Origin of the sequence: Flavivirga rizhaonensis (genome assembly GCF_004791695.1) — a bacterium.
Lineage (GTDB): Bacteria > Bacteroidota > Bacteroidia > Flavobacteriales > Flavobacteriaceae > Flavivirga > Flavivirga rizhaonensis.
The window spans coordinates 1-23,063 of sequence record NZ_SRSO01000016.1 but is presented as its reverse complement, the minus strand read 5'-3'; the positions used below and the strand labels follow the sequence as shown (position 1 = coordinate 23,063).

The 23,063-nt window shown below is 31.9% G+C and carries 19 protein-coding genes; 16 read left to right on the top strand and 3 right to left on the bottom strand.

Features of this window, described 5'->3' with window-relative positions; genetic code table 11:
* Genes EM932_RS12250 through EM932_RS12240 form a run of 3 tightly spaced genes read left to right on the top strand, consistent with a single transcriptional unit; the run spans nucleotide 1 to nucleotide 1,852 of the window.
* The gene (locus EM932_RS12250; RefSeq protein ID WP_135877484.1) at nucleotides 1–834 is read left to right on the top strand and encodes a hypothetical protein; all 834 of its coding nucleotides are present in this window, start codon (nucleotides 1–3) and stop codon (nucleotides 832–834) included.
* 18 nt (nucleotides 835–852) lie between these two features.
* A complete protein-coding gene (locus EM932_RS12245) occupies nucleotides 853–1,554 on the top strand; it encodes a hypothetical protein (RefSeq protein ID WP_135877483.1) in 702 nt (233 codons plus the stop codon).
* 46 nt (nucleotides 1,555–1,600) lie between these two features.
* A complete protein-coding gene (locus tag EM932_RS12240; protein WP_135877482.1) occupies nucleotides 1,601–1,852 on the top strand; it encodes an SMI1/KNR4 family protein in 252 nt (83 codons plus the stop codon).
* Nucleotides 1,853–2,525: 673 nt separating this feature from the next.
* Here EM932_RS12240 and EM932_RS12225 read toward each other — a convergent pair.
* Nucleotides 2,526–3,422 (bottom strand): nucleotidyl transferase AbiEii/AbiGii toxin family protein, encoded by an 897-nt coding sequence (locus tag EM932_RS12225; protein WP_135877481.1) that lies wholly within the window; start codon nucleotides 3,420–3,422, stop codon nucleotides 2,526–2,528.
* Nucleotides 3,415–4,179, bottom strand: coding sequence for a type IV toxin-antitoxin system AbiEi family antitoxin (locus EM932_RS12220; protein ID WP_246041041.1), 765 nt, complete (start codon nucleotides 4,177–4,179; stop codon nucleotides 3,415–3,417). The genes EM932_RS12225 and EM932_RS12220 overlap by 8 nt, the downstream gene beginning before the upstream one ends.
* Before the next feature lie 411 nt (nucleotides 4,180–4,590).
* On the opposite strand from EM932_RS12220, the gene EM932_RS12215 reads away from it, so the two are divergent.
* Nucleotides 4,591–4,869, top strand: a complete 279-nt coding sequence (locus EM932_RS12215; protein WP_135877479.1) for a hypothetical protein — start codon at nucleotides 4,591–4,593, stop codon at nucleotides 4,867–4,869.
* A 350-nt stretch (nucleotides 4,870–5,219) separates the two neighbouring features.
* Entirely contained in the window at nucleotides 5,220–6,005 is a 786-nt protein-coding gene (locus tag EM932_RS12210; protein ID WP_170179792.1) for a tyrosine-type recombinase/integrase, read from the top strand.
* Between the two features lie 349 nt (nucleotides 6,006–6,354).
* On the opposite strand, the gene EM932_RS12205 is transcribed toward EM932_RS12210, so the two are convergent.
* Complete coding sequence (locus tag EM932_RS12205; protein WP_135877477.1) at nucleotides 6,355–6,936, bottom strand: RNA polymerase sigma factor; 582 nt, start codon at nucleotides 6,934–6,936, stop codon at nucleotides 6,355–6,357.
* Nucleotides 6,937–7,054: 118 nt separating this feature from the next.
* On the opposite strand from EM932_RS12205, the gene EM932_RS12200 reads away from it, so the two are divergent.
* The 11 genes from EM932_RS12200 (at nucleotide 7,055) to EM932_RS12150 (ending at nucleotide 22,764) form a co-directional block, all read left to right on the top strand.
* Nucleotides 7,055–8,197 carry a FecR family protein gene (locus EM932_RS12200; RefSeq protein WP_135877476.1) on the top strand — a complete coding sequence of 381 codons (1,143 nt, stop codon included), beginning with the start codon at nucleotides 7,055–7,057 and terminating at the stop codon, nucleotides 8,195–8,197.
* 1 nt (nucleotide 8,198) lies between these two features.
* A complete protein-coding gene (locus EM932_RS12195; protein WP_135877475.1) occupies nucleotides 8,199–11,732 on the top strand; it encodes a SusC/RagA family TonB-linked outer membrane protein in 3,534 nt (1,177 codons plus the stop codon).
* A 9-nt stretch (nucleotides 11,733–11,741) separates the two neighbouring features.
* Entirely contained in the window at nucleotides 11,742–13,187 is a 1,446-nt protein-coding gene (locus EM932_RS12190) for a RagB/SusD family nutrient uptake outer membrane protein (protein ID WP_135877474.1), read from the top strand.
* A gap of 12 nt (nucleotides 13,188–13,199) precedes the next feature.
* Nucleotides 13,200–14,345 carry a cadherin repeat domain-containing protein gene (locus tag EM932_RS12185; RefSeq protein WP_170179791.1) on the top strand — a complete coding sequence of 382 codons (1,146 nt, stop codon included), beginning with the start codon at nucleotides 13,200–13,202 and terminating at the stop codon, nucleotides 14,343–14,345.
* Between the two features lie 35 nt (nucleotides 14,346–14,380).
* The gene (locus tag EM932_RS12180; protein WP_135877472.1) at nucleotides 14,381–15,151 is read left to right on the top strand and encodes a hypothetical protein; all 771 of its coding nucleotides are present in this window, start codon (nucleotides 14,381–14,383) and stop codon (nucleotides 15,149–15,151) included.
* 41 nt (nucleotides 15,152–15,192) lie between these two features.
* On the top strand, nucleotides 15,193–16,329 hold the full coding sequence (locus tag EM932_RS12175; RefSeq protein ID WP_135877471.1) for a TlpA disulfide reductase family protein: 1,137 nt from the start codon (nucleotides 15,193–15,195) through the stop codon (nucleotides 16,327–16,329).
* A gap of 16 nt (nucleotides 16,330–16,345) precedes the next feature.
* Entirely contained in the window at nucleotides 16,346–17,509 is a 1,164-nt protein-coding gene (locus tag EM932_RS12170; RefSeq protein ID WP_135877470.1) for a TlpA disulfide reductase family protein, read from the top strand.
* Nucleotides 17,510–17,515: 6 nt separating this feature from the next.
* Nucleotides 17,516–18,706 carry a TlpA disulfide reductase family protein gene (locus EM932_RS12165; RefSeq protein ID WP_135877469.1) on the top strand — a complete coding sequence of 397 codons (1,191 nt, stop codon included), beginning with the start codon at nucleotides 17,516–17,518 and terminating at the stop codon, nucleotides 18,704–18,706.
* 4 nt (nucleotides 18,707–18,710) lie between these two features.
* Entirely contained in the window at nucleotides 18,711–19,730 is a 1,020-nt protein-coding gene (locus EM932_RS12160; protein ID WP_135877468.1) for a trypsin-like serine protease, read from the top strand.
* Nucleotides 19,731–19,756: 26 nt separating this feature from the next.
* Nucleotides 19,757–20,509 carry a T9SS type A sorting domain-containing protein gene (locus EM932_RS12155; protein WP_135877467.1) on the top strand — a complete coding sequence of 251 codons (753 nt, stop codon included), beginning with the start codon at nucleotides 19,757–19,759 and terminating at the stop codon, nucleotides 20,507–20,509.
* A 257-nt stretch (nucleotides 20,510–20,766) separates the two neighbouring features.
* Nucleotides 20,767–22,764 carry an endo-beta-N-acetylglucosaminidase gene (locus tag EM932_RS12150; protein WP_135877466.1) on the top strand — a complete coding sequence of 666 codons (1,998 nt, stop codon included), beginning with the start codon at nucleotides 20,767–20,769 and terminating at the stop codon, nucleotides 22,762–22,764.
* The last annotated feature ends 299 nt before the right edge of the window (nucleotides 22,765–23,063 follow it).

Here is a 23,063-nt window from a genome sequence, read left to right as displayed (position 1 = left end):
ATGAACATATTTAAGAAAAAACAATCATATAAAGTAATAAAGCTCCATAAGATAGTTAATATTGAGCAAGGTAAAAATATCAGAATTCATGACATTATAGGATGTTGTTTAGAGTTATTTTATTCAACACAACTAAGTTATCCAAATGATTATGAGATTAATTATGGGCAAAAGGAGTGGAAGACTAAAAAGAGTTTTGACAACGGGATTTCGAAAATAAAAGAATTTGATATTTCGGACTTTGCAGCGACTTTTTCTGAGTCATTATCGTATTTAAGCATTGGCAATGATATTTTGAATGTTGATGAATCTTCGATACCTGATAAATCCATGGTAAGTGTTGAAATTGCATTGCCTAGTTCATCTATTGATATTGATAAAATGACATCTTTTTTTAAAGATTTGTATGCTTTTTTTCAATACGAGTATGGTTATGTTGTTGAATTAACTGAAGATTTTAGTTTTACAACTGAAAGGAAAATAAAGAAAAAGCTTTTTGGTCACGAGGTTTCAGTTGAAAAGATAGATAAGATTTGGCAATTTCATTCTGTAGGAATTAATCATGGTTATTTAAAAAAAGTCTACTCAATAAATATCTTAAACAAATCTCATAGCATACAGCCAATTATTAGTCAATGTCTTGCTGATAAAATAGGAAGTCTTAAACAAGTTAATAACAATCTGAGTCTATGGCTTTTAAATGACCATGAACTAAACCATGTAAAAGATCGTTTTAAAAAATCTAAATACCTCATTGCGGATAAAGAATCTACAGACTATTTTATGGAAACTGAAGAGGCAAAACGATTTCATGAAATGATGAAGTTTAAGTAAAGAATGCCCTCTTAGAATATGAAAAGAATAATTGAAAGAACTTTATTTTGGTTCATGGATGGTGATGAACAAAAATCAGCTATGGATAATAGGTACTTTTCTCTTGGAACATTGTTAAATAGATTAATGGGAGAAAGATATGAGGGTAAAAGGATAAAGTTTATCAATATATATTTTAATACAGAGGAAACATATAAAATACATCCTCAAGTACCAAAACATAATACTCATTTTTATGGCGGGCATTTAAATTATGATGATGTGTTTGATTTGAATTCATTCAACAAAATGACAGAGATTGAGCAAGATCAGTTTATCTGGAAAAGAGCTTTTGAAATATTAAAAGAAGCCTCTATAGCCATTAAAAACAAAGAACTTTTAAAAGCGTGTGAGTATGCCTATAAAAAGGGGATTGAGATAAACTTAAACCCTGATTACAGAATGGTTGAAAACGACATTGTGTTATTTGATCAAGCTTTAAAAGCGTCTGTTTGGGTGAACTTTAAAAAAGAAGGTATGTATTCCAAATTTACTCTTGAGAAGGAAAATGAAATTATCTTTGAGCAGGAAATCGATAAAACTAAAAATGGGATAGAATTCTTTCTGGAAATGTATAAAGACATTGAGTTAAAAGATCATGATATAATTATTAAAGGTAGAAAAGATGTAGAATATTTACCTTTAACAATACCAATAAAAAAAGAAGAACTTGCACATTAAAAATTACGAGCTGTAAAAGTTGTCATTCATATTAAGAATAATTTTTATGTCAATAAACAAAAAACTAGCTCCATCAAAAGACGATATTAAAGTTTTTTTAAACAAATTGGATTTCACGCTTCCTATTGGTTATTTAGAATTTTTAAAAGTGTCTAATGGAGCAGAAATTGCTAACGAAGAAGATTATGTCCTTTTATGGCCATTAACTGATTTGTTTGATTTGAATTTAGCCTATGATATGAGCTCTTTTGCCTCATCGCTAGTGCTAGTTTTTATAACTAGTACCGAGCAAGAGTAAATTTATAGAAAAGCACTTTTACAGCAAATGTAAGGGTGTTTTTTTTGTTTTAAGAGTAAGCCATTCTAGTTTTAGCATCTCTAATATAAGTATCAATAAGGTCAAAGAGTGTTTTTCTTTTACTTTCGTCTAGTAGCTCTAATAAAATCTGTAAGTGTTATGTTGAGATAATTTCGCCATTTGTGAAATCAAAAAAGTATAGTTTTTAACTGCTACTTTCTGACTCAAAAAATAGCAATAGTAATCTATAAACATTAGTTTGAAATAATTTCGCTAGTAATTTATCTAATGAAAAAAACATAGTCTTTGGTAAAAGGGTATCACAGTGTTACTTTTAGTAGTCTCTGGCCTTTTTAGTATTAGTATCTAAGATAATCAGAGGCAAAAACATAAAGAATTTTATCAAATTACTTTTAGGTAAATGATGGTTAACGTTTTTATTGGATGTACAATAAAAGGTCGATTCTGATTGTATCAGTTCCTTACCTTCCCGACTGCTAAAAGATAATAGTATGACCGATGCAGAATATTTCAGGCGATAAAGCACCTATTCAGGTACTACAAAAATTATATCGGTATTCTTCCGTTACTACAACTTAAGGTGCCTAGCCAACTTTATTAATAAGGATGCTGATTTATCTTTAGATAAAGTCATTAATTTTTAGCAAGCGTATTATTCTTCTAATAACTTTTTTAATGCAGCATGGAATGTATTGTACTTTTCTAAATTGTTTGTCTTAAGTTTAGTGAGATTCTGCAATTTCCATTGCACGGCTGGAAATTTCTCAAAATCGTAAATACTCCAATTGGGTGTCAAGTTGCTAAAGCTTAATAAAAACTCCTTATCTTCAGCAATTAAATTTTGTCGTATTGTATGAATCAATGCTTCTCTGGTTTTCTCAAAATCTTCATAGGTAAAAGGTTCAGAACTCATACTATCAAACTGATTGGCCATTGCTTCTTGCTGGTCAGTTAAATTAGGTTGTAACATTTCATTCAATGGTCTCTTGCTACTCAACAGAAAAAGCATAAATCCTTTTTTAATATCATTTGTAAACCCTTCGTTTTTTAATAAAGATTTTATATCAAACAAGTCTCTTGGGTGTTGACGGTCTAGGGCAGCACAAATTTTACCGCCATATAGTTGCCCTATCGAAACTACTGAAATTGTACAAAACGCATCAAACTCTTCTTGAGCTTTAATGCATAATGGCAAATCGACAGGTTCATCTAGTATACCTCTGTTTATTTGACTTACTTCCAACTTTATTTGTGCCTTTGCTGTAGTAACCTGTAGTTTTAAGAGCTTTTCCTTCAAAGTGATTACTGCCTTGGGAAAAATTCTATCAAGATTCATTTTTATGTTATCTAGTGCCGCAACTATTTTTTGAAAAGAAACAGTCCTGTCCTCTATTGGAATGTAGGTTAAATCAATATCGACAGACAATCTTGGCATATCTCGAATAAACAAGTTAATGGCAGTACCTCCGTGCAGTGCAAAACATTTTTCTTTTGCCACTTCTGGCAATACTTGTAATAATAAGGTAACTTGATTTTTATAATTACTCATATTCTGCTAATACTTTAGGAATGGTGATACTATATTTGGCTATATAAACACCATCTTTTACTAGGGAACGTTTCCCTTTTCCCATATCTATTTTGTCTATGTTTATAAACTTAAACCAATCGTGCTTCGATTTTTCTGCCATATATAAAAAAAGCCGTTTCACCTTTACAGAAGTGCATTGCTCCAAAAGTTCCTGGACTTGCTTTGGTCTAAGGTTATTAAGCCCCTCCATTATTTCATAGCACTCAACGAGTTCTTGTCTTTTTGGTGACAGATATAAACATTCCAGTAAGGCTCTTATAGGATTAGATATTTGCAAACTAAAATTGCCCTGATCGAAAGACTGTAATCCCGCTTTAGAAGGTAGGAAGGAGGAGCTACAATAATTTACTTTTAACCCCCAATCGTACTTATTGAACCACGCTGGGAGTTTTTCTTTACTGCCTCCGAACAATACGATCCGTTGTATTGATAATTCCAGATAATGTGCCTTTCCCAATAAAGACAATGCTGTTTTACCACCTAAATGAATACTCGATTGAGTTTGCTGCTGTAACGCATATACAGCACCTTCATAAGTAGGCTTCTCTCCTACACGCATCCAAGCACCTGTCCCTATGGAATAAAGCCAATTACTCTTCTTATAGCGGTTTAGCAATTGTGTGGAAAACCCATTTTCTGTTAACCACGAACTTAAATATACAACTCCAAAGGGTTGAGAATTTAACAGGCGGTTTATTTTTTGTTCTTTTTCCAAACTAATGGTTTCTATTTTCGAGTTATATTAAACTGTTACGATACAATTTAGGTTTAAAATATTCCAAATATACAAACTATTAGTTTGTATATGATGTTATTTTTAAACAAAAATCACAGAAACGCTATCTCTACAAAATATAAATTTCTGACTATTAACATTTTAACACCCGTAACATCACATAGCATGTTATCCTCTTGCTATTCCAAACAAAACCCAATCTTTAGTAAAATTAGTGTTTGATTAAAACTTTTCAAAATAGCAATTCTTCAAAATATAAGCGATTATGGATTATTAAAACTAAAAGGTTTATAATTTAATCCTCGCTTATAGATCAAACCATAACTTCTGGTCACTGACCTGCTTTAACCCTTAAAATAAAAACTATTTTTCATCTTAAAACATCAAACAATGAAACGAAAAGAGCTACCCCTAGAAAAGCATAAAGGATTGTTTATTTACTGTAATCGTTGTCAAAGAAACTTCTCCTGGACATATCGAATTATTAGATCTGGTAATCGAGCTAACAAGATTGAAGAACCCATGTGTTATGAAACTAAAACAACATTTTCTTCCTGTGAGTTCTTTGAAAGTCATCGATACAAAGTGCGGGTATATATTCCAAATAAAAAAGGAAAGACTAAATCTAAAAACCTCAAATCAATAGCCTCTATTATGGCCTTGTCATAATAGAGGCTATTGATTTTGAGAAAAAGGTAAAATATGAATTTCATAAAGTTGATATAAAATCGAATACTAGCACAACAATAGGCTTCAATATCCTTGTCATTGATGCTCAACTAGAATACCTGCACTACCTAGCAAATATTAATACCCCTAAGCATCAAAGGGTTGAACGTTCTGAAAAACATATAAAGGAAGTGTTATATAGTATTGAACTATTTAACAAATCACTTGTAGTCAATAAAATAAATATTTCGTCTACACCTATCATAGATCTCAAAGATGAACATATAGGAATATTTCACGCCTATTTATTAGAAGAAATGCACTATTCTCCCAGGACCTACAACAATAAAATGAGCTATCTAAAAGGTTTTATTGATTGGTCCATGCAAAAGTTTAATATTCCGTCGAATAATCCATTTGGATCCGTTAAAAAGCGTAGTACTAGAGTTCGAAAAGATATTATCTATAAAGAAGAGTATAAAGCCTTGTTAGGTATCATTAAACCAAAATTAGGTAAAAAGAAACATAATAATGGAAAAACATCATATTTTAGACAATTATACAAACCATATTTAAAAAATGGTATCAGACTGGCTCTTCATACGGGATGCCGAGGAGATGAAGTCGTAAACATGAAATGGAACATGGTTCACTTCAAAAAAAAGAAACCATATTTCATTGAGGTAAACAATTCAAAAGTTGAGCATCAAAAAGGAAGCGGTTTTAATGCTATGGTTCGGCCTATATTTATACCTATAACAAAAGGATTGTTAAAGCTTTTAAATAGAATGGGATTAAATGAGAAAAAAGGATCGGATGATTATATACTCTATCCTGAAAGAACCGCAACATCATCTACTATAAAAAACAACTTGTCTAAAGGCTTCACTCATTTTTATAAGCAATTAGATACAGGAAGAGCAATTACATTCAAACATCTTAGAAAAACATACTTAACATATCTAAATGCAACTATAAAAGAAAGAACGAAGCTATTGTCAGGACATTCATCAAACGAAGTTTTAAGAAGATACTATATCGATGAAAGCTTAATTTCTAAAACCGCAAAAAAAATTAAAAATCCTTGGAACTTAAAATTCCTTACCCGAGGAGCACAAAAACAAATTGAAAATTAAGAAATTAAAAATCAAATGTTTACAAAAACAAAAAGCACTCATGTCGTGCTTGTAGATCGTGCTTAAGTCCTGTTTTTTTAAATTTTAAAAACACTCCAAAAACAACAAAACCCCTTGGTTTACAAGAGGTTGCTTAGTAGAGCGTACAGAAAAAATGTCGAACCAAATTATTAATAGTTTAGAAATGTTTCAATCAATTATCATAAATTGAAATGTGTATGTCTTCAAATAAACAATCAGTTTGTTTCACAATCTGGTTTTATTATTTAAATATTGATTTTTCAGATTTTTACATGTTTTTTAAGTTGCCAACTAATTTGCACCATGAGTTTTAATAGGTTATAATGAACTAAAAATAAAATTCAAGTATAGCTAAAATCATAATATATTTTAATCCTGAAACTTCTTTTCTTATAGTTATAAATGCTCTACGTATCTGATTTTCAACAGTTCTTTCAGATATTTTCAACATACTAGCAATTTCTTTGTATTTATAGTTTTTAATTTTACTAAGAACAAAAACTTCTTTTCGTTTTTCAGGAAGTTTACTTATAATATCTTCCAGTAACTGTAAATAATGCTCTTTTTTACTATCCTCAAAACTTTCAAACTCTAAGATAGCGGATAATTGGAGTTCGTACATTAATGTTAATTCTCGCTTGTTTTTTTTTATTTCTCCAATAAATCTATTGTAAACAGCTCTATACAAATAAGCATTTAGAGAACTATTAATAGTTATATCTTCTCTTTTTTGCCATAAATACATCAATGCTTCTTGGACTATATCTTCTACATTAGTTGTGTTGTTAGAAAGTGAATTTGCATACCTACATAACTTATCATAATAAGCTAAGTAAATGGTCTTAAAAGCATTTTGGTCACCCGATTTTAATGCTGATAAAACCTCATCTTCATTTTCTATTAATCGCATGAGAGCGTTTTTAGAATAGTTAAATTTTAAGTGTTGATTAGCAAATAAATAAAAAAAATGATAATTCGATGAGGGTTTTTTACAATTTTAACTCCATACTGCTATAAAACGATATAAAATGGCAGAAAGGAATTTATTATTGTTAATTGAAAACTATCTTAATAATAGTATCTCTAAAGAAGAATCTAAAACTTTAGAAGACTTATTAAAGGATGAAGCTAATGCTAAAACATTTAAACAGATGTCTTTGGAAAACTATATTCTAAAGAATAAGGATAGCAAATTTGATGCTCAAGCTTCATTAGATAAAATACAACTTAATAATAGCACTTCGGCGAAAAAAGTTTTCAAGTTTTCTCAAGTATACAAATATGCTGCAATATTTGTAATTGCTATAGGACTTGTTTTTATGTTCAAAATGCTTACTGATAACAATGAAACTACATTAAAATCTGATAAAATAGTAAATACCGATGTAGAAATCATTTTTGAGGATGGTACTAGAAAAACACTGTTTCAAAAAAAATCGGACAGTATAATAAATAACAATAATGTTCTTGCTATTTTAAACAATGGTAAACTGTCCTATTCTAAAGAAAATTCAGAAATAATACAATACAATACTGTTAATGTGCCTTATGGTAGACAATTTCAGTTGGTATTGTCAGATGGCACATCAGTATATCTTAATGCGGGAACACGTTTGCGATATCCAGTTAGTTTTATTAACGGAAAACCGAGAGAAGTCTTTTTAGAAGATGGTGAAGCCTATTTTGATGTTGTTAAGGATACAGAACACCAATTTGTAGTAAACACTAAGGATATTGGTGTCGCTGTTTACGGTACAAAATTTAATGTGTCTGCCTATAACGAAGATGCAGAGATACAAACGACACTTCAAGAAGGTTCTGTAAAAGTATTTGATAAAGACAATAAGTCAAATGATTTAATGCTTGTACCAAACGAACAATCCACATATAGCAAAGGCAATCAAAGTTTAAGTAAAAAGAACGTTTATAGCGATTTGTATACGGGATGGATTATGGGTAAAAAACAATTTAGAAATATTCCGTTCAAAAATATTACAAAAAGATTAGAGCGCCATTATAATGTGGTCATTACAACAAATAATGAAAAGCTTAGCAACCAGCTATTTACTGCTAGTTTTGATGAGGAAACCCTTGAGGAAATCATTACATATTTTAGTAAAAGTTCTGGGTTTGAATTTGAAATTAACGATAAACAAATATTAATAAAATAAAATGACGAAGACTAATTTATTGTTATTTGTATTTCTATGTTTTGCAAACGTTAGGGGTTATTCGCAAAATCAAAAATTTAGCTTAGATTTTAAAAATAAGACCATAATAAATGTTTTTGATCATATTGAAAATATTAGTAATTACAAATTTCTTTATAGCTCTGAGTATTTCGATTTCAATAAAAAAATATCTGTTAAGGTAAATCAGGCAAAGATTGAAGACATTCTTAATAATATCTTTAAAAGTACTGACAATATTGAATACGAAATTGTTAAAAATCAGATTATTATCAGAGAAAAAGAAATTAAAAAAAACACATCTATACCCTCTGACTCAAGCACAAAAAATCAAAAAGTAAAAATATCTGGCTCTGTAAAAGATGATACCGCAGCCCCTTTTCCTGGTGTTTTAATTTTAATTAAAGATACTAACAGAGGAGCAACAACAGATTTCGACGGCTCTTATTCCATAGCTGCTAATGTTGGAGACACAATCGTTTTTACTTATTTAGGCTTTAAACCTGTAGAAGTATTAATTGACGATAGAACGCGTTATGATATTAAAATGGAACCATCGAGTCTTCAGCTAGATGAAGTAGAAATTTACTCCACGGGATATCAAGAAATACCCAGAGAACGTTCTACAGGCTCTTTTGAGAATATTAGCGAATCAACTTTGAAAGCTAAAGTAACACAAAATGTTTTTGAACAATTGGAAGGTGAAGTATCAGGACTTGTTCTTGATGCAGATGGACGCTTTATCATAAGAGGTTTGAGCACCATCAATGGGGTTAGAGCACCTTTGTATGTGGTAGATGGTTTTCCCTTGTTTGGAGGCATAGAATTTTTAAACCCTAATGATGTTAAAAGTATTACGGTACTCAAAGATGCTGCAGCAGCATCTATATGGGGAATAAGGGCTTCAAATGGAGTAATCATTATAACAACTAAGAAAGGTGAGCGTAATAAAAAACTGAATATTAGTATGCTTGCGAATACTGGTTTTAGCCCAAAGCAAGATTTATCTGCAATGCGACTAGGTTCTCCTCAAACCCAAATAGATTTCAACCAAGCACAATTTAATGCTGGGTTATTTAGCACAAACGATTTGTTTAATCCAAACCAAATTGCTACAAGTCCACTTAATTCTGGTGGGTCTCTACAATTATCCCCAGTTGTAGAAACGCTTCTGCAAAGACAAAATTTTAATATTACTGAAGATGTAGCTTTAGCAAGATTAAGACGTTTTGCAAGAACTGATCTAAGACAGGAATTTAAGGATAGATTGTTGAGGCCTAAAACCATTTCAACTTTTAACTTAGGTGTTTCTGGTGGTGGTGAAAACCATGATTTTAGAGCTTCTATTGCCTATAATAACAACAATGAGACTACTGTTAATGCAGGGGATAGAACTTTTCAAATAAATCTTTCTAATACTTATGATATTTCTTCAAAGTTAACGGTTAGATCTTCTTTTAACATGTATCAGGTATCTGCTTTTGATAATGCGCAAATTATAGAACCATCCGATTTTTTCAATAGCTACCCAATAGTAAGTCGAATATTAGATGATGATGGTAATTATGTGCCTCAAGTAGGTGGTAGAAATGTACAGTTTTCAAATTTTGCTCAGAACCAAGGCTTTTTATATCCATGGACTTTTAATATTAAGCAAGAGATTGATAACACTGCAACAGAAAATGAGCGCATAGAATTAAGGTTAAGTACTGCTGTTGATTATAAACTTTTAGAAGGTTTTAATGCCACACTGTCTTATCAATATCAACAATCAAGAACCAATCAAGAGAGTATCCTAAATGAAAACACCTTTGCGGTAAGAAATGCTATAAACTCATATACACAACTCGATGAAAATGGATTTGCCAATAGTTTCCCCATACCAGAAGGCTCCATTTATAGGTCAGGTTCAGGCATATCTAAAGCTAATTTATTTAGAGCACAACTTAATTACAACAAGAATTTCAATGATGGCTTGCATCGTATAGCAGCTATTACAGGTTGGGAAGCCAGAACAGAATTGTCAAAATTCAATAATAATACGCTATATGGATTTGATGCCCAAACTCTAGATTATACCCCTGTAAACTTTGAAGACCAGTTTTTTAGTCCATTTCAAAACTCTACAGATCCAAATGCATTAGGTGCTAGAAGTATTCCTAGGCCATCAAGTGTTGGTGAGATTGAAAATCGCTTTTTATCTTACTATGCTAATGCCTCGTACACCTATAAAAATAGGTATGTTCTATCGGGTAGTACAAGATTGGATGACACCAATCTATTTGGAACAACAGATGAATTTAGAAATATCCCGCTATACTCTTTAGGTCTTAGTTGGGATATTACAAGAGATTTCTTTGAAAAGAACAATACTGTTAATTTTTTAAAGTTACGGGTTACTTATGGTACCAATGGTAACACTGGGCCTTCATCGCTTAGCCCACTTTTACAAGCTGATGCTTCTAGCAGGGATAATGGTCCTTTCAGAGGTTTAGATAGATTGACCATACTATCCTTTCCAAATCCGTCACTTCGGTTAGAGAAAACAAAAACTTTCAATCTAGGTGTAGATTATAGTTTATTCGATTACAAGCTTCGAGGAAGTATTGAATATTATTCAAAGCAAAGTGAAAATTTATTAGTAAGACAACTACTTAATGCCACTTTGGGTGTTGATGAAGCTATACTAAACGTTGGTGAGTTGAGAAATCAGGGTATAGATACTAGTCTCAGATTTAATCCTATTAAAACAGAAGATTTTATGTGGAGCTCAACCTCCAATTTTAGCATTAACACAAACGAAATTACAAGAGTAAACAATAACTCATCTACCATTACCTCCACAAGAATATTTGGCTCGGCTATTATAAAGGGCGAGGCATTACAAACCATATATAGTACCAGATATGCTGGGTTAGATAGTCAAGGAGCTCCACAATTTACCGATAATGATGGTAATATTTTAGATGTTACCCAAGCCATCACAGATGTTAACTACCTTCAAAAAGAAGACACAACGATTCCAAGATATTATGGTTCTGTGATAAATCAATTTTCTTATAAAAATTTATCCTTAAGAATATTATCCACATTTAAAGCTGGTCATGTCTTTAGATATAGATTTGGCACCTATCTCCCATCTTACATACCGGGATTTCAACAATTTAATGTTCAAGAAGATTTTGGAAATCGTTGGCAACAACCTGGTGATGAAAATAGTACTGATGTTCCTGCGTTTGTCCCCTCAAATGACTTTAGAGGATTATCCGGCTATCAAAACTTAGCAGACTCAAACAGGTTTGTAGACACAGCTGCACATATTAGGCTGAGACAAATAAATTTAGGCTTTAGTATGCCACAAAGCACTGCAGATAAAATTGGACTAACTTCATTTAGAATAGCATTGCAAGCTGATAACCTAGCTGTTTGGAGTTTTAATAAATGGAATGTTGATCCAGAAAATGGATTTTTTCCATTACCCACTACCTATACTCTAAATATAAACATAGCACTATAAATGTAGATTATGACTAAGATTAAATACATACTACTTATAATTATCATAACCTTTTCTAGTTCATGTACACGAGATAATTTTTTAGATTTTCAACCAAAGCAATTTCTTGTGCCTTCTACTATAGAAGATTATAGGCTAATGTTAGATTTTATATCTGTCAATGAGATACCAGATAGAAATACACTTAACACAGGGTTTGATGTAAAGCATGGAAACATTATTTCTTACATGTCCGATAATCAGGTTTTAACTGAGGAATTTGTGCAGCAATTCGGAAATAATATAGAGCCATCAGTTATAAATGCGTATTTATTTCAAAGTACAATCTATCCAAATTTAGAACCTGACCCAGATTGGGAAGCTTATTATAGCATTATATATACCTGTAATATTATTTTAGATGGTTTAGAAACTGTAACAGATGGAACATCAACAGAAATTGGGGAACTAAAGGCCGAGGCAAAACTACATAGGGCTTACTCGTATTTTAATTTAGTGAATTTGTATGCGTTACACTACAACCCAGCATCTGCAAGTACAGATTTAGGGGTGCCTATTCGAGAAGGGATTTTAATTGAAGGTGTAGATTTAACCAGAGCATCTGTCCAAGAGGTATATGATTTTGTGCTTGAAGATATTACATCGAGCATATTAAATTTAAAAGACACGCAACCTCTACAGTTCTTATTTAGACCATCAAAAGCAGCTGCTTACGGTCTACTCTCTAAAGTTTATTTGTACCAAGGTCGCTATCAAGAAGCTTTTAATGCATCAAATAATGCTTTAAATCTTTATGGCATCATTAATAACCTTAATAGTGTAACTATAGGAAATAGAGAAAGTATCGATGCTAATGAAAATATTATTTTAAAACCTTTTATTGATGAAGATTTGGAGATTATTTGGTTTAAACAAAATAGTCGTCTACAAGTACTCCCTACAGAAGCATTAATTACAAGCTATCAATCTGATGATTTAAGAAGGCAATGGTTTGTAACCAGTGAATCAGCTTTCAATTTTGGTGGCAACGCTCCAGTTTATCAGTTTGGCAGTGAAAATGGAAACTTTTCAGATGGCATCAATACCCCAGAAGTACTACTTATTAGAGCAGAGTGTAGTGCACGTCTAGAAAACATTTCGCAAGCCAATGAAGATTTAAATAGTTTAAGGCTTAAACGTTATAGAGGTGGCACATTTACACCTGTTGATATTACAAATCAGGAAGATTTATTGCAGTTTGTTAAAGATGAAAGAAGGCGTGAACTTATATTAAGTACAGATAGAACTTTTGATATTAAAAGGTACAACTTATTTGATAACAGTAATATTTCTATAACCCACACTGTAAGTGGACAAACTGAAACTTTAGCTGCCAATAGCAATAACTGGGCAATGCCAATAGGAGATTTATATATACTACAAAACCCAGAAATCATTCAAAACCCGAGAGATTAATTAGATAGTAATATGAAACGTTTTAAAATTTTTAATTTTTTGTTATTAATGACTACCATCATTATCCTATCATGTAATAAGGATGATGATAACGTTATTACATTAACGTTTCCTGATTTTGTAACAAAAAAATTCTCTATGGTAATTTCTGGAGATATTTTAGGCAGTGTAAGGGCTTCAACTAGTAACAACGCTAATATTAACTATGCAATAATCTCCCAACAACCTAGTGGTGCTGTTCGGATCAACCCCAATAATGGTGATCTTATTGTTGAAGATTTTACGCTTTTAAATTCTAATACAGATACAAGTGTTGTTTTGGAAGTAAGAGCCAGTGCCAACGGTTTGGTTGAAACAGCCACAATAACTATACAAGTAGAAGGTGTTGAGGACATCGATGGTGATGGTGTTTTAGACACCATAGATTCTGATATATATAACCCATGTTCGCCAGATCAAAATCAAGATTTTACTGATTATAACCCAAACAACAGAATATGGAAAATCTCGGATTGTGATGCTGACCAAATATCAAATGGTGATGAGATTTCGGAAGGTACAAACCCTTACAATGCAGATTCGGATGGTGATGGTATAAATGATAATATTGATCCTGAACGACTAAATCCATGCTTTCCTGAGCAATTTCCAGGATATGCAAATTATGACCCAATTAATCCACTATGGTTGGATGCCGACTGCGATCAAGACGGTGTAATAAATAGTACAGAACTAATGGATGGTACAGACCCTTATACGAACTCAGACTGCCCATTGTATTATATAAATACTTCGATTTGGGAAGGTTCTTTAAAAGTACAGACTCTTATCGGTAATGAACTTTTCGATGTGCTAGGACCTATTACTGGTAATGCCGAATGTGGAGAACTTGTTTTAATTGGAGATATCCTGTCTTTTGGTGATTGTGAAAATCCGCCAACCACAACAATTAAATTAGAACAATTTGTACCTAATGTTAAAGAGGGAAGAGTTATCGTAGAAAGTCAGAACTACGACTGTACTACACCACCTGACATAATTAACTCGTTGGTTGATGGAACATATACCGAAGAATCTAAAACTATACGCGTTAAGCTACAAATTATGAGTAGTGGTTTCACTTTTACAAGTGAAATTTTAATAACTCCTCTAAATTAATAATGATTGGTATGTCGGTTTATAATAGAAAAACTATGAATGAAAATATTAAAAAAAGCATCTACATTATTTTGAGTATTGCTACTATATTTTTTCAATCGTGCTCTGATGATGATACTATGGAAACCATTATTGACTTCCCTGATGTAGAGAAGACATTTTATTATAATTTAAGAGCTAATGATGTTGTAGGATTAGTCAGTGCTACATCTAATGCAAGCGAGGATATCAATTATACCATTCTTAGCCAAACACCTAACGATATTATTAGTGTAGGCAGGATAAATGGAGAACTTACAGTTACGGATGATACCTATTTTCAAACAGATGATAAAGTGTCGGTAGTAGTACAAGTATTGGCCAGCGTAAATAATGCAACAGAATCTGCAACAGTAACTATTACTAAAGAAACGGCAGGTGTATGCGATCCATTAATAGACTCCTCACCATGGAATGGTGTACTTAATGTCGTATCTAATATTGATACTAATTTTGAGCGAACATTCAATATAATAGGACAAGCTAATGGGTGTGATATTGTATTAATAGGGGATATTTTTGACCTTGGTACGGGTATTTGTGATCAAGCGCCTGTTACCACTATTACCCTAAACTCTAACAACACAGTAACGGTGTTGACACAAAGTTATACCTGTTTAAATTTCATCCCTAGTTTTATTGAAGGTAATGGTCTGTATAATCCAGATACAAATATTATGAATTTAAGCTTGATTCTATTAGAACAGAATGCGGGTGAATTGCTACCAATAGGTATAAATAATATTAGAATAACAGCAAACCCTTAATTTTTAGGTATGACTTAAAACAATAAATTTTTAATGCAACTATGAAGAAAGCGATATTTATATACCTTTTTACTTTGGTCGGTTTTGCTCAAAGCAAATATACCATAATTGGTAACCTAACCCATATCAGCGATGGTCCTGCTAAGCTCTACACACATGATATCTATGGGAATAATAGAGATCTTGTAAATGAAGGAGCCATTAAAAAAGGGATCTTAGAATTAAAAGGTGAATCGCCAGAACATCCCTTACTAGCATCTCTTCAGTTAAATGAGGATATGCTTATTGAATTATTTATAGAAGAAGGGACAATAAATATTATCGCAGACGGCAATGTAACCATCAGAGCTAACACTAGGGAACGCTTATTAAAAGCGAAGATAAATGGCACACCTAATAACGATGTTAAAACATTGTATGAGGACAGAATACATGCTTTATCTACAAGTGAAACCTTTATTGATTATTACAAAAATTTAAATGGTCAAACAAAATCAACAAATGAAGAATTAGAGCATCTTTACAACAATGTTTTTCCAAAATTTAAACAAGAAGTTTACGACATAAAAAAAGATTTCATCAAAGACAACTTAAACTGTGCTTACACTTTATTACTTATAAATGAAGAATGTACATTTATGTCATCTTTTACCGATCAGGAAATAGAGACCTTCTTTTTAAGTCTAAATAAAAGTTTAGAAACACACCCCTACTATAAAACAGTACGGGAATATATTTCTATAATCAAACCCCTAATGATTGGTGCTATTGCTCCAAATTTCAAAGTAAAAGACATAAATGATAAGGACATCACACTATCTTCCTATAGGGGCAATTATGTTTTGCTAGACTTTTGGGCTTATTGGTGTAAACCCTGTATTAAAGAATTTCCGCATTTAGAAGAATTACGTAAAAAATATAAAGCAGAAAGTTTTGAAGTTTTTGGGATTCATGCAGATCCAAATAAACAAAAATGGTTAGATGCGATTAAAATACACGCACCAACAGGAGTACAAGGTTTTGAGGTTGATCCAAAGGCTAAAAATTCTGTAAGTGGACTGTATAATGTAATAGCACTGCCAACAGTTTACCTATTAAACCCAGAAGGAAAAATTGTCGGTAAGCACTTTAAAGATGATGAATTGGATGAAAAACTAAAGCAAATTTTTGAAAAATAAAGTACGTAGATATTCAATGAAAAAATTCATATACATACTGATTCTATTATTCGCTATAACATCTATAGGGCAAAATAAGTATATCATAAAAGGTAAGATAAAAGGGATGAAGAATGGTAAGGCCAGTCTTTATATGATAGAAGAAAATACTAATGATGACGAGGAACTTATTAACCAAGCTAAAGTAAGAAACGGAAAATTTAAGTTAAAAGGGACATTGCAAACGCCACCAATGTACTACCGTATTAAATTTAAGTTAGGAAGAAAAACTTATACTGATTTTTTCCTAGACGAAGGTAAAACAGATTTTGTAATGGATGTGTCTGAAGTGGCTGAGTCAAATAAGAATTGGATGACCATAGGTCTTGCTCCTTCAGTTAGTGGCACAAAAAATACTGATCTTTTTATAGAATATTATAAAAAACTAAATTCTATAGAAAAACCTGCAGGTCTAGAAGATTACTATCGTACAATAAGGAGCAACCCATCCAAAGAAGTATTAAACAAAGCTCTAAAAAAGTATAAAGAAGAGTTTTTGCCAATAATGGAAAATAGAAAAAAGGCTATTATAATGTCATCTATTTTTGAAAACCCAGGCTCAGAATTCGCCTTAACTCTTCTTAGTAATCACCTTTCCGATTTATCCCCGCTTACACTTCAGGATAAGATAACATTGTTTCAAGCTCTTGATAAAAAATTAGCAAGTCACCTGTATTACAAAAAAACAGAAACTATTATCAATGGTATTAAGCGTTTAGCAGCAGGTGCAACTGCACCAGATTTTACTTTAGAAAATTCAGATGGGGATATTGTTTCGCTTTCATCCTTTAAAGGAAAATATGTTTTATTGGATTTTTGGGCTTTTTGGTGTGCCCCATGCATCAAACAATTTCAACATCTTAAAGTATTAAGGGAAAAGTACAAAACACAAAATTTTGAGATTGTAGGTGTACATGCTGATCCTAATAAAAAGAAATGGTTAGGTGCTCTAGCTAAACATGAACTCCCTTGGCCACAGGTAATAGACACTAATATAACTGATAAAAATTCTAGTTATAATCTGTATAAAGTACTTGCCTTTCCAACAACATATCTCATTGACCCTGAAGGAAAAATAATAGCCAAAAATATGGATGCTAAAGACTTAGAACTAAAATTAAATAACTTTTTAATGAAATAAGCCATAATGATAAAACAACTCATAGTCATATCTATCCTTATTTTTACAAGCTGTAAACAAGACCTAAATAGTTTTACTATTACTGGTAGGGTTAATGGACTAGAAAGTGGCACAATTAAATTTGGTGGGTTGGGTGAATTTGTTGATGGTGAATTTTCAATAACCCAAAGCGCTATTGAAAGCACTATAAAGAATGGTAGATTTAAACTCTCAGGCACTTTAGCGGTACCACCTTCATCAATTTCATTAACGATTAATGATAAGGTGTTCACAGAAACTTTTCTTCTTGAAAATGGAAACATAAATATTGTTATTGATACTGAAAAGGTATTATTTGAAAACCAATCATTTAAAGTTGTAAAAACGACAGCTACTGGCTCACCTAATAACAAATTACTCACTGCATATAGAAAAAAGAGAGATAGTATAAGATTATTGCCCGATTTCAATCCCTTAAAAGAAGTCTGGTCAGATCACAATCATGAATATAGAAATAATGGTAAAAATGTTATACCTAATGATATCCGTAATCTAGCCATAACCTATGATACAAAGATAAATAGATTAAGAAAATCATTTGTTTTAGAACACCCAACTGCGGTTGCATCATTAGCACTCATGGAAAGTGAAATAGATTATAACACTTTGGTCCCTGCACCAAAAAATGAAAATGATCTTCTAGAAATGTTTACAGCTCTTGATGAAAGTGCATATAAGCATCACCCTTACTACCATAAAATAGAACAAAAAGTTGATAAAATCAACAGAGCCATTCCAGGAAAAATGGCACCAGATTTTACATTAAAAGACAGTAAAGAAAATGATATATCCTTATCATCATTACAAGGTAATTATGTGCTACTAGATTTTTGGACGTGGTGGTGCGTGCCGTGCATCAAAGAATTTCCACATTTAAAAGAAGTTAAAGAGCGATATAAAGACAAGCCATTTAAAATTTTGGGTATTCATTCTGATCCTGATATAGAGAAGTGGCAAAAATCATTGTTAAAGTATAATCCTGCCGGAATTCAAGTACATGATCCTCTGAGCAATCGTAACGGAGTTCGTCAAACATATAATGTTTCTAGTTTTCCTGGGTTTTTTCTTTTAAACCCTGAAGGAAAGATTATTAAAAAAGGAGATGTATTACGAGGAAAATCTCTAGATAATATACTTAAAGACATATTTAAGAACTAATTATATGACCCAAACAAATAACATATCTAAACCAATACGCATTTTAATATGTATAGTTATTAGCCTATTTTTTGCCAAATTAAGTGCGCAAGAAGTGACTACATTTGGAATACGTCATGACATTGAAATTGCAGAATATGAAATTATTGGGGAAAACAAACCTCCTTTTAATACTAATAAATACCCCGATTTTTCATCAGTTGTGGCAATTAGATTTAATAGAGAAAATAAATTTGATACAGGTATTGGCACTGGAGTTATTATAGATCCTTATTGGATACTTACAGTAGCACATAATTTTTACAATGAAGAAACTAAAAAGGTAGATCAACCAACCATTCTCAATATTTGTACAGGTGAAAATCCAAACAAACCAAAAACAGAACACAGCGTTGAAAAAATTATAATACACCCAGATTGGCTTGGTAAAGATATAGCGGAAAGGTTTTATGCGGGCAACGATTTATGTTTATTAAAATTAAAAGACCCCATAACAGATATTGCACCAGCTATACTCAATACAAGTAAAAACGAGCCATTAGGTAAAACCATTTGGTTGGGTGGTTATGGCAATTACAAATTTAATATTTCCCAAAATTTATCAAAACGACATGCTATAGAGAATAAGTTAGACAGAAAAATGGAATTAGCGGTAAATACCAAAAAATTACATCCCTCTGGTTTGTTAGCCTGTGATTTTGATGATCCAACATGTACGTCTAATATTTTGAAAAAGGGAAATTCACACCAATTTTTTGTTGACCTCTTAGGAGAAGGTAATAGCAAGAAAAAAGCAACAAAATTTGAAGGCACATCTGTTCCTGGAGATAGTGGTGGCCCACTTTTTATAAAAATGGATGGTGTTTGGAAAGTCTGTGGTCTACTTTCATTAACAATGAAATCCGACCCTTATAGCGATGATAGAAATAAAAACTTTGAGTATGGAGCCATAACAATGTTCACCAGAACATCTAGCCACAAAAAATGGATTACAGAAACGCTTAACAATAATAAAATAAAATAAATATTAACTCTAAAAACCATACGATTATGATTAAAAAAATGACTCTTTTATTTGCATTTTTAGCCGTTAATGCTATCAGTGCACAAATCACTTTCGATTTTGAAAGTATTTCCGTAGGTTCTCCTTCTGGTTTAGCCCAAACCGTATCTGGAATAACCGTAACCGTAGATGCAGTAGATGGAGGTGTGTCCACAACGGTCGCTTATAATGGCTTTGGTGGTATGTCTGGTAACCAATTAATAACCAATGATGCTGCTACAACAACGACATTTACATTTAGTGAACCCGTAACGGTTAATTCTCTTATAGTTGGTGATTTCGATTTTAATGAGATTGTTGAGTATACTTTAACGCCTACAGGTGGAAGCAATAGCCCTGTTACCTCTACGACTAATTTTCTAGGCATCGCTAACACTACACTAAGTTGGACTGATGTAACTTCTTTTACAATAACACTTTTAGCGTCAAACCCCACGGCTGGTGTCCCTGACACTAATATGGGTTTCAGTATTTATGATGACTTAATTATTAATGGTGTACTGGATGTTGCAGAGAACTCACTTAAACAAGTTGAAGCATATCCCAACCCAGTAAACGACATTTTGTATTTAAAAAATGTTGATAACATTAATTCAGTAACTATTTATAATAGCTTAGGCCAATTAATAAAAGAAACAAATCAATCAGAAATTGACTTTAGCCGTTTAAAAAAGGGACTATATTTTTTATATTTAAATAACGAGAATGGTGTAATAACAAAAAAAATAGTGAAAAATTAGGCTCTGTCTCTATAAATTATTTGTTTGATCAAAAGCGGGCTATTTTAATTAAAATTTAGCCCGCTCTTATAGCGCGCCATTAAGTTTTGCAAATAAAGCACTTCTATATTTACAAATTACTCCACAAATATATTAATACTAGTATGTAATATTTAATTTACTAACCCTCTGAAGCCACTAATTTCAGTAGTTTTAAGATAACGTAATAAACAAATAGTTTTTTTATTCCTTATCATAAAAGACCAAATGACACTGTAATGCTAAAAAAAATATTCCTTTTTATTTTATTCTTAAATTTAACAGTTCATGCACAAATAGTTAATACATCACCTTATATCTTAACCGTTGATGAGCTAAAAGTATGGTCTCAAAATGACCCTACGGCAGATCCGTCTTTAATAGCTACTGAACCTTTAGCAACGCGGTTTATTAATGAAAGTACTCAATTTAATCCATTATTGAGCAATGCTATGGAAATTGCATATCTTCCTGATGGAATGAATAATTTTGCAAATTATAATGGTGAGCAATCACAATTCAATTTGTATAATTTCACGCAATGGGCATATATTGATAAACTAATTTGGTTTGGAGGAACCTCAAACCAAACTATCCAGCTTCCGTCATCACCTTGGGTAAATACTGCTCATAAAAACGGAGTCAAAGTTTTTGGTAACGTTTTTTTTGCGCCTAATATCTTTGGAGGTACTACAGAAACTCTACTTAATTTCTTAGAACAAGATGTTAATGGTGATTTTGTTGTCATCCCCATTATGATAGACATTATGGAATATTACAAATTTGATGGCTGGTTTATAAATGAAGAAACCAACACGGATAGTAATACTGCAGCATTAATGTATGCATTTTTGCGAGATTTAACTGAACAAACAGAGGCACTCGGAAAAGAAGTTATGTGGTATGATGCAATGCTACTTACCGGTACAGTTGACTGGCAAGATAGACTAAACGCAAATAATAGCCCATTTATACAAAATAATGAAGATGGAGAGGCTGGCAATGGTTTTGAGCAACGCGTTAGCAGTAATATGTTCATTAATTTTTCTTGGTTCGGAACAACATTTCCCATAGCATCTAAAAATAGAGCAATAGAAATTAATAGATCTAAATTTGAGGTGTTTACAGGAGTTGACCTTTGGCCCTTTAGAAACCAAGGAAATTTTGAAACAGTTGGGAATTCTTGGATGGGTTGGCTATTTGAAGACATTGCAACACCACGCACGTCTTTAGGGCTTTTTGCCCCCAACTGTATATACAATAACAGCCAGTACAGCAATTTTAATACAGATTCTAGTGATTACTTGAATTTCTATGACCAAGAGCGACACCTATTTTCTGGAGCCAACAGAAATCCAGCCGTAGAAGATTCTGATGGGTTTAAAGGATTTTCCCATTGGATCCCAGCAACCTCTAGTATTACGCAAATACCTTTTGAATCAAATTTCAATACAGGTCATGGATTAAAAAAGTTTAGCGATGGTAATGAAATCAGTTCGGCACCTTGGCATAATATGAACGAACAAGATATACTACCTACGTGGCAATTTGCGTTTTCAGAAAATACGCTGCTTAAAGGCTCTTGGGATTTTAATCTGGCTTATCAAGGAGGAAATTCTCTTCTTGTTGAAGGTGACTTATTAGCCAGTACTCCAATAGATTTAGAACTCTATAAAACCAGACTATTACTAACAGAAAATAGTAAAATTGATATTATTTATAATTACGACTTAGTTGAAAATTCGCAAGTCGAAGTCTTACTAACTTTTAACGACGCCATAAATCAACCTATTATTTTAGATGTTTCGCCAAATGGAAATAGAGGCTGGATACTAAACACTAAACTTTTAAGCGCATTTAACGGTCGCACATTGGCAAAAATTGGTCTACGTTTTACTTCAAACAATACTATAGTAAACTATAAATTAAATATCGGAACAATTAAAGTACATGAAGGTGCCCCACTTTCTGTCACTGAACATTCATCACTAGATGATACAATAGTTATTAGCTATCCAAAAGATGTTGAAAATGTGATACACATTTATTTTTTAGACACTAATAAAAACCTTGATGCAAAACTATTTAATTTACAGAGCCAATTGATTAATAATTTTAAAATACAATCTGAAAATGTATTTGACATACATACTTCCACATTATCAAAAGGTATTTACATATTAAACTTTAAAAATAGCTTCGGCCATGAAGCATCAAAGAAAATAATTATACGCTAATAATTTAATATTAAAGTACATTGTTATGTGCCGATAGTATCTTTTAGTTTTTTAAAAAATAAATTTCGAAATATTTTTTAAGTATAGATGTTGATTTATTTTTTTTAAAATTTCACACTTATAATGTTGGCTTTAGATACTAAAGCATCTAAAAACCTCTTAGTTCAACCATGGATCAATCCCAAAAGTTGTGTGTGAATTCAAAGTAGAATGATATTTTTGTAAAAAAAAGAAGATTGGATCCATATATTGACCTACTGAAAGTTCTCTTGCCAGAGCTATTGATTACCCATTTTGAT